The sequence below is a fragment of the Pelagimonas phthalicica genome, assembly GCF_004364805.1.
Classification (GTDB): Bacteria; Pseudomonadota; Alphaproteobacteria; order Rhodobacterales; family Rhodobacteraceae; genus Pelagimonas; species Pelagimonas phthalicica.
Genome location: NZ_SOAP01000003.1, coordinates 498,016 through 505,433, shown reverse-complemented (window position 1 = coordinate 505,433; position 7,418 = coordinate 498,016). Strand labels below are relative to the sequence as shown.

Genomic DNA, 7,418 nt, shown 5'->3' with positions numbered 1-7,418 from the left:
CTGATCCAATGGGCCCCCGGCCTGCCCAAAACCCGCTCCGGCAAAATCATGCGCCGCATCCTGCGCAAAATCGCCGAAAACGACTACGGCAGCCTAGGCGACACATCCACACTCGCTGACCCGAGTGTCGTGGATGAATTGATCGAGAACCGAATGAACCGCTAACAGGCGGCTGAGAGAACCAGAAAAGGCGGGGCTTTCCCCGCCTTTTTTGATCGCGCCCGCAAAACGTGTATTCTGAGATGGATTTTATGATTCATTAGAGTTTTGCCATGGGTGCGATCCAGGACATTTTGTCTGTCGGAGAAAAGCTGCGCGACGCGGCGCGCGAGGGGGAGGCCGAACAGGAACGTCTTGAATTTCAAGACAAGGTCAAGCTTGCAATCCGTGAAGTTTTTGACGACCCGGACTATCCAAAGCGGCGACGTTCATTTGGAGCGATCCGCAAGAAACTGTTTATCTTCGATGACAGTTCCGAGGATTTTTCCCATGCCCGCCTGCGCCAAATCCTTTTTTCGATGGAGGTGGAACATCTCAGAGGCGAAGGGGACGCTGCCTATTTCTACCTACCTCCGCTGACACAGCCTCAAAAAGCGAAAGATGTTGCTGTAGGAACCAATATCCGGGCACCGAGGCGCCCGTCAAAACTCTGGCTCTGGTTTCTGCTGATCGTCCTTTTGGTGCTTTTGGCCCTTTGGCTCTGGCCGGTTATAAGCCAGGTGGCAGGCCTGTTCCCATCCGGTACAACGTCATTTCAAGACTGCATTTCAAGCGGGGAGGACACCCCGGAAAGGTGGGCATTATGCTATTCAAAACATCCGGATTGATCATTGCCTTGACCCTTGGGGGCGGCGCATTGGCGGCTCAGGAAACGGTTACAATGGCCGATTGTGACAAGCTGAGCCCGAATAAGGGGTCGGACCTGCGCAAAGCCATGGCATGCGTTGGTTTGTACAAAAACAAATTGGACGATATCGAAGCACGACTAAAAACCATTGAACAGAATGCGTCTGTAAATGGTGCCTCTCTTGTCGTGGCCTCAATGATACCGTGCAACGAGTTGACTGGAAACTGGGTGGAGTTTTTGCCCGCGCGGGGTCGTTTTTTGGCAGGTGCCGGAGACACAGGCAACCCAGAGCTTCGCTCCTACACCCCGTTCGCCTCTCGAACACTAGAAGGATGGCGAGCCTTCGAAGGTGGCAACGAGAGTTTTCTCATCAGCGAAGGAAACCTGCCCAAACACAAGCATGAGGTCGTTTGGAACGATCATCATTCAATCAGCCTGAATGCAGACACGAAAGACGTAGATGGCGACAACCAATATCTTCTGGAGTGGCATGGCGCATACAACCGCGGGCGTGCGAACAACAATATGGACACCACAACTTTTGGCGAAGACGTTCCAAAGGAAATAGAACTGATCCCTCCCTATCTGGCAGTTCATTTTTGCACTGGGGATGGATCGCCGCCGTTAACCACTCAGTAGGAAAATACTTCCAATTTGCGCCATCTGGCTGCGATATTGGTCATAATATGATAACTTAATCCGGTGGGGGCGTGCTGGATGGAGTACGACAATGCAACCTACAGGCCCTTCCTTATGGATTGCGCCGCTGGCCACGGGGCACCCCCATGGCCTCCCCGGAGCAAAACGCCCAGAGAAACCGACCACCAAAGTGCAACCGCTGGATCAGGCGCGCAATCCTGATGCGGCACTGACCCGCGGGCAGACGCCCGGCAATTTCTGGAAGGCCGTCAATGGCGAGCCGATCCCCGAAGAGCATATTGCGCCGCCCAGTATCATGCAGCTGAAGATCAGTCAGATCCTGGATGAACAGGCGCAAGAGCTGGAGGCAACCACGCCCGCCATGGCCGAGCGCTTGGAAGCGGAACGCGCCGATACGCGAGAAAAGACGCCGTCAGAGCTGCCCGATTTGCGCCCCACAGGTAAACCTGTCGAATTGGAGACAAGTCAGGGCTTGCCCGTTGCTGAGGGCCCGAGTCATGACCCGGACCCGGCGATGGACACGCCTGCCCCGACCCTGCCAGCCTATGAAGAGGCCGCCAGTTTCTCACGCAGCGAGGTCTTGAGCACTTTGCCGTAATTGTTCTTGGGCAGTTCAGGCACAAACAGATAGGTTTTTGGCCGCTTGAAGCGGGCAATCCGGGCGAGGCAGTGATCATCCAGCGCTGCCTCGTCCACATTGGCGTTTGTGACGACAAAGGCCACGACTTCCTCCCCCCATTCGGGGTGCTGGCGACCGATCACGGCAACCTCAGAAACCAAAGGATGCTCTAACAGGGCCTCTTCGACCTCGCGTGGATAAATGTTGCTGCCGCCCGAGATGAGCATATCGCGTGAACGATCCTTGAGGGTGACAAAGCCCTCGGCGTCCATCATCCCCATATCCCCGGTCCAAAGCCAACCATCGCGCAGGGTCTTGGCGGTTGCCTCGGGGTTTTGCCAATAGCCGGGCATGACCGTGTCACCGCGCACCATGATCTCGCCCACCATTCCGGCGGGCAGGTCATGCCCCGCTTCATCGGCGATCCGCAGCTCGACCGCGGATTGCGCCCGCCCGACCGAGCCCAGACGGTCGCGCCAATGCGGGTGACTGCGATCGCTGACAAAGGCATGGGGCAGCGCGGTGATGCCCATCGGGCATTCGCCCTGCCCGTAAATCTGCGCAAAAACCGGGCCGAAATGGTCCACCGCTTCGATAATATCGGCATTATACATCGGTCCGCCCGCGTAGATAATACTGCGCAGCCCTTGCCCGTCGCGCCCAGCCTCTTTGGCAAAGCGGGTCAGGCGCTGCACCATGGTCGGAGCCATGAACATATGTACGCCACCGAAATGGGCGGCAAGATCCAGCACCTCAGCGGGGTCAAAGCCACCAGAAGGCGGGAAGACATGCCGCGCTCCGGCCCGCACATGCATCATATTATAGATCCCGGCCCCATGGCTGAGCGGCGCGCCATAGATCGCGGCATCTTGCGGCCGGACCCGTTCGATATCGGATTGGTAGCAATCGCTCATCACCATCAGCATACGGTGGGTCATCATCACACCTTTGGGCCGCCCGGTGGTGCCTGAGGTGTAAAAGAGCCAGGCCAGGTCATCCGGCGCGCGAAAGCAGATCTCGGGCGTAGGCGTATATGCCAGCATCTCGTCCCAACCCTCGCCGCCGGTTTCGACCAGGGGCACGGCGGTGAGATCGGACAGACCATCGCTCAGCCCCGGACTGGTGACACAGAGAGACGCGCCGGCGTTTTCCAGGATCCTGGCGGTTTCGCGCGGGTGCAGCTTGGCGTTGATCGGAACCACCGCAGCCCCGGCATACCAGGCCCCGTATTGGGCGATCAGATAGTCGGGCACGTTCTTCATGAACAGCGCAACCCGGTCCCCCGCAGCGATTCCTCGCGCGCTTAACGCCGCTGCAAAACACCGCGCCGCCCGGTCAAACCCGCCATAATCGGCCACGGGCTCTGTTCCCAGATGCAAAGCCGGTTGATCCGGCGCGATTTGCGCCTGCCGCGCCAGCCAATGCGCAATATTCATAACATCCCTCCCCCAAACACTTTGCGATTAAAACCTTGACGCAAAACAAGTGCAATCCCATGTCAGCTTTGCTTTTCACCGCTCAAAGCTTGCCCTATAAGCGGGAAAAAGCGACGTTGCGGCAGATAGTCGTGGCGTTATTCGGGAATGGCGAGGAACGCATGAGTAAGAAAAACCACGACTCGGATGTAGCCTTTATCAAGGCATTGGCGGAACTGTTGCAGGAAAACGACCTGACCGAACTGGAGGTCATGCGTGAATACGGCGAAGATGACAGTCTGAATGTTCGGGTCAGCCGCCAACAAAACGTGACCGTTGCCGCTGCTGCCCCTATGGCCGCGCCTGCTCCGGTTGCTGCGGCCCCTGCACCTGCTGCCGCCCCGGCCGCGGCTGCACCCGCCGCAGATGTGCCAGAAGATCCTGCCAGCCACCCCGGCGCTGTGACCTCGCCCATGGTTGGCACGGTCTATATGCAGGCCGAGCCCGGCGCGCCGTCGTTCATTTCGGTCGGCACTCAAGTCAAAGAAGGCGACACGCTGCTGATCGTCGAAGCCATGAAAACCATGAACCACATCCCCGCGCCGAAAGCGGGCACCGTTAAGCGCATCCTGGTCGAAGACGGTGCTCCGGTGGAATTTGGCGCGCCGCTGGTCATCCTTGAATAAGGGGCCGCGAGATGTTTGACAAAATCCTGATCGCCAACCGGGGCGAAATCGCCCTGCGTGTTGTGCGCGCCTGTCGCGAAATGGGCATTCAATCGGTTGCAGTGCATTCCACTGCAGATGCGGATGCGATGCATGTGCGCATGGCCGATGAAAGCATCTGTATTGGCCCGGCACCGGGCGCGGATAGCTATCTCTCGATCCCCTCGATCATTGCCGCCTGCGAAGTCACCGGCGCGCAAGCGATCCATCCGGGTTATGGTTTTCTGTCGGAAAACCAGCGCTTTGTGCAGATCGTCGAAGACCACGACCTGAAGTTCATTGGTCCGACAGCGCAGCATATTTCGATGATGGGTGACAAAATCACCGCCAAGGACACCATGAAAGAGCTGGGGGTTCCTTGCGTTCCCGGGTCCGAAGGTGGCGTTCCCGATGTCGAGGCAGCGCTGAAAATCGGCGAGGAATTCGGCTATCCAGTGATCGTCAAAGCCACCGCCGGTGGTGGTGGGCGCGGCATGAAGGTTGCGCAGAACGCCGATGAGATGACCATTGCCTTTCAGACCGCTCGGTCCGAGGCCAAGGCCGCCTTTGGCAATGACGAAGTCTATATCGAAAAATACCTGACCACCCCGCGCCATATCGAGATCCAGGTCTTTGGTGACGGTCAGGGCAATGCGGTGCATCTGGGCGAACGTGATTGTTCGCTGCAGCGCCGCCACCAGAAAGTGTTCGAAGAGGCCCCTGGCCCTTGCATCACGCCCGAAGAACGCGCGGCCATTGGCAAAACCTGTGCCGATGCGGTTGCCAAAATGGGCTATGCCGGTGCAGGCACCATCGAGTTCCTTTATGAAAAGGGCGAGTTCTATTTCATCGAAATGAACACCCGCCTGCAGGTGGAACACCCGGTGACCGAAGGCATTTTTGGTGTCGATCTGGTGCGCGAACAGATCCGCGTTGCTGCGGGCCTGCCGCTGTCCTTCAAGCAGGAAGACCTTGAGATCAACGGCCACGCCATCGAAGTGCGCCTGAACGCTGAGCGTCTGCCCAACTTTACCCCCTGCCCCGGTCAGATCACCCAGTATCACGCGCCGGGTGGATTGGGTGTGCGGGTCGATTCCGCGCTTTACGATGGCTACAAGATCCCGCCCTATTACGACAGCTTGATCGGCAAACTGATCGTGCATGGCCGCGACCGGACCGAGGCCTTGGCCCGTCTGAACCGCGCCTTAGGCGAGCTGATCATTGACGGGGTCGAGACCACCGTGCCGCTTTTCCATGCGCTTTTGCAGGAAAAGGACATCCATACCGGGGAATACAATATTCACTGGTTGGAGAAATGGCTGGATGCTGGCGGGTTGGACCAGTAGTCAAAAACTAGGGCCTGTGGACAATCACCATAAATCATCAGCGCGAGACCCATTTTGCCATTGACGAGGCGATTTTCCCGCAGCGATCTGGTTGATCGGTAGAGGAAATCGACGAAGGCAGAGGCAAAATGGGCCGCGCAGCTTTGCTGTTTCGCCAAAATTGCCCATTTCGTCGTTATTTTCGCTCACATTACCCGCTAGTGCTGCGCTCAAATGCCTAAAACTGAGCAATTTTGGACTGAAACTGATGATCTATGCTGATTGTCCACAGGCCCTAGGCGGCGACCTTCGGGTCGCCGTTTTGATTTTCGGGCAATGCAAAAGCGGGTTGCCCTTGGCGCGCGGCTCTGATTGTTTTCCCGGAAAATCCGCGCAACCACAGGCCGCACCATGACCGTCACCGCCGATCTTCTGCTGCATGCCTATCGATCCGGCGTGTTTCCCATGGCAGAACATCGCAACGACCCCGAGCTGTTCTGGGTCGATCCGCGATTGCGTGGCGTGTTGCCTTTGGACGGGTTCCACATCTCGCGCTCATTGGCAAAACGCCTGCGCCGTGATGATTACACTGTGACACTGAACAAGGCTTTTGGCGCGGTTCTGGAAGGCTGCGCAGACCGGCAAGAAACCTGGATCAGCGGCGAGATCCACCGGCTTTATACTGAGCTGCATGACTTGGGCCACGCCCATTCCTTGGAGGTTTGGATGGGCGAGGACTTGGTTGGCGGGGTCTATGGGGTTTGCGTCGGACGTGCCTTTTGCGGTGAATCGATGTTTTCCACCCGCACCGATGCCTCAAAAATCGCACTGGCCTGGCTGGTTGATCTGCTGAACCGCTGCGGGTTCACCCTGTTTGATACGCAGTTTCTGACGCCGCATCTGGCCAGTCTCGGCGGACAAGAGATCGGCCGCGACACCTATCACGCCCGCCTGTCCATCGCCCTGCAAGCAGAGGCCGACATCCTGTCCCAGCCTCTGGCGGCTTGCGGTCAGGATGTGGTGCAGCGCAACACCCAGACGTCATAGCGCGGGTGATCCAGCGGATTCAGCGCCGGGGATGAGGCGACCATCCAGCCGCGAAACACCGGCTCGGCCACCCCGGCCTCGCGGATTGTCAGAAAGGCATAGGCGTCACCCGATGGGTTGCCCTTGGGGTAGCGGCATTCGCGCAAGGACACCTCGATCAGGCCCATGGTCTCGCGTGCGCCGTTGGACAGCGTGATGTCCGAAACCTTGGCGTTCAGCTTGTCCAAGGCGCGCAACACCGCGCCATTGCCGGGATTGACCGCCTCTTGGGCCAATGCGGGCGTCGCCAAAACCGCAAGTGCGCAAAGAAACCGTTTCATTCGCTATCCCCTTCTCCGCCGACATAGCGCAGCAACAGGGTCAACAGGCTGACAGACCCTTGCGTATCCAGGATCTCATCCCCTGGCGCAAAAAAGAAAGGGGAACCGCCGGGGGAAATTTCCACAAAATTGCCGCCCAAGAGCCCCTCGGACGCGATGATGATCGCACTGTCATCGGGGATTTCGATGCCGCCATTGATGGTCACGGTGGTGTCGGCGCGATAGGTCTGGGTGTTCAGCGCAATATCGGACACGGTGCCGATCTTGACCCCGGCCAGACGCACATCAGTGCCAACATTCACCCCCTCAAGCGAGCGGAAAGAGGCCGTCAGATCATAGCCCGAGCTTGCGCCCATGCTGAACCCGGTGCTTTGCACCGTATAGAGGCCAAAAGCCAAAGCGGCGGCCAATACGCCGCCGCCAACCAAAACTTCACTCATTGAATGGCTCATGCCAGGTTCCCTATTCTGGGGATGCTTTA

9 protein-coding genes are annotated in these 7,418 nt (G+C 58.2%); 6 read left to right on the top strand and 3 right to left on the bottom strand.

The features are described from left to right. Window positions 1-272 precede the first annotated feature (272 nt). From CLV87_RS20610 to CLV87_RS20600, 3 genes are all read left to right on the top strand, one after another. Window positions 273-827: a hypothetical protein gene (locus CLV87_RS20610; protein WP_099249244.1), complete on the top strand. Its 555-nt coding sequence runs from the start codon at window positions 273-275 to the stop codon at window positions 825-827. Next, window positions 803-1,486, top strand: coding sequence for a hypothetical protein (locus tag CLV87_RS20605; protein ID WP_099249242.1), 684 nt, complete (start codon window positions 803-805; stop codon window positions 1,484-1,486). The genes CLV87_RS20610 and CLV87_RS20605 overlap by 25 nt, the downstream gene beginning before the upstream one ends. A gap of 91 nt (window positions 1,487-1,577) precedes the next feature. Beyond that, on the top strand, window positions 1,578-2,105 hold the full coding sequence (locus tag CLV87_RS20600; RefSeq protein WP_099249239.1) for a hypothetical protein: 528 nt from the start codon (window positions 1,578-1,580) through the stop codon (window positions 2,103-2,105). Here CLV87_RS20600 and CLV87_RS20595 read toward each other — a convergent pair. Continuing rightward, window positions 2,051-3,562 carry a class I adenylate-forming enzyme family protein gene (locus CLV87_RS20595; protein ID WP_099249237.1) on the bottom strand — a complete coding sequence of 504 codons (1,512 nt, stop codon included), beginning with the start codon at window positions 3,560-3,562 and terminating at the stop codon, window positions 2,051-2,053. The two genes, CLV87_RS20600 and CLV87_RS20595, sit on opposite strands and share 55 nt — an antisense overlap. A gap of 161 nt (window positions 3,563-3,723) precedes the next feature. On the opposite strand from CLV87_RS20595, the gene accB reads away from it, so the two are divergent. The 3 genes from accB to aat all read left to right on the top strand — a co-directional run bounded on the left by accB (window position 3,724) and on the right by aat (window position 6,617). After that, on the top strand, window positions 3,724-4,227 hold the full coding sequence (gene accB / locus CLV87_RS20590; protein ID WP_099249406.1) for an acetyl-CoA carboxylase biotin carboxyl carrier protein: 504 nt from the start codon (window positions 3,724-3,726) through the stop codon (window positions 4,225-4,227). A gap of 11 nt (window positions 4,228-4,238) precedes the next feature. Then, window positions 4,239-5,591 (top strand): acetyl-CoA carboxylase biotin carboxylase subunit, encoded by a 1,353-nt coding sequence (gene accC, locus CLV87_RS20585; protein WP_099249235.1) that lies wholly within the window; start codon window positions 4,239-4,241, stop codon window positions 5,589-5,591. A 390-nt stretch (window positions 5,592-5,981) separates the two neighbouring features. After that, a complete protein-coding gene (gene aat, locus CLV87_RS20580; RefSeq protein WP_099249233.1) occupies window positions 5,982-6,617 on the top strand; it encodes a leucyl/phenylalanyl-tRNA--protein transferase in 636 nt (211 codons plus the stop codon). Here aat and CLV87_RS20575 read toward each other — a convergent pair. Beyond that, the gene (locus tag CLV87_RS20575) at window positions 6,581-6,937 is read right to left on the bottom strand and encodes a DUF2155 domain-containing protein (protein WP_099249231.1); all 357 of its coding nucleotides are present in this window, start codon (window positions 6,935-6,937) and stop codon (window positions 6,581-6,583) included. The genes aat and CLV87_RS20575 overlap by 37 nt on opposite strands. Next, window positions 6,934-7,389, bottom strand: a complete 456-nt coding sequence (gene mlaD, locus CLV87_RS20570; RefSeq protein ID WP_099249229.1) for an outer membrane lipid asymmetry maintenance protein MlaD — start codon at window positions 7,387-7,389, stop codon at window positions 6,934-6,936. The genes CLV87_RS20575 and mlaD overlap by 4 nt, the downstream gene beginning before the upstream one ends. Between the last annotated feature and the right edge of the window lie 29 nt (window positions 7,390-7,418).

Excerpts from the sequence above, each read along its gene's own strand:
- CLV87_RS20610 (WP_099249244.1), top strand. The coding sequence starts at position 273 with ATGGGTGCGATCCAGGACATTTTGTCTGTCGGAGAAAAGCTGCGCGAC.
- CLV87_RS20605 (WP_099249242.1), top strand. The coding sequence starts at position 803 with ATGCTATTCAAAACATCCGGATTGATCATTGCCTTGACCCTTGGGGGC.
- CLV87_RS20600 (WP_099249239.1), top strand. The coding sequence starts at position 1,578 with ATGCAACCTACAGGCCCTTCCTTATGGATTGCGCCGCTGGCCACGGGG.
- CLV87_RS20595 (WP_099249237.1), bottom strand. The coding sequence starts at position 3,562 with ATGAATATTGCGCATTGGCTGGCGCGGCAGGCGCAAATCGCGCCGGAT.
- accB (WP_099249406.1), top strand. The coding sequence starts at position 3,724 with ATGAGTAAGAAAAACCACGACTCGGATGTAGCCTTTATCAAGGCATTG.
- accC (WP_099249235.1), top strand. The coding sequence starts at position 4,239 with ATGTTTGACAAAATCCTGATCGCCAACCGGGGCGAAATCGCCCTGCGT.
- aat (WP_099249233.1), top strand. The coding sequence starts at position 5,982 with ATGACCGTCACCGCCGATCTTCTGCTGCATGCCTATCGATCCGGCGTG.
- CLV87_RS20575 (WP_099249231.1), bottom strand. The coding sequence starts at position 6,937 with ATGAAACGGTTTCTTTGCGCACTTGCGGTTTTGGCGACGCCCGCATTG.
- mlaD (WP_099249229.1), bottom strand. The coding sequence starts at position 7,389 with ATGAGCCATTCAATGAGTGAAGTTTTGGTTGGCGGCGGCGTATTGGCC.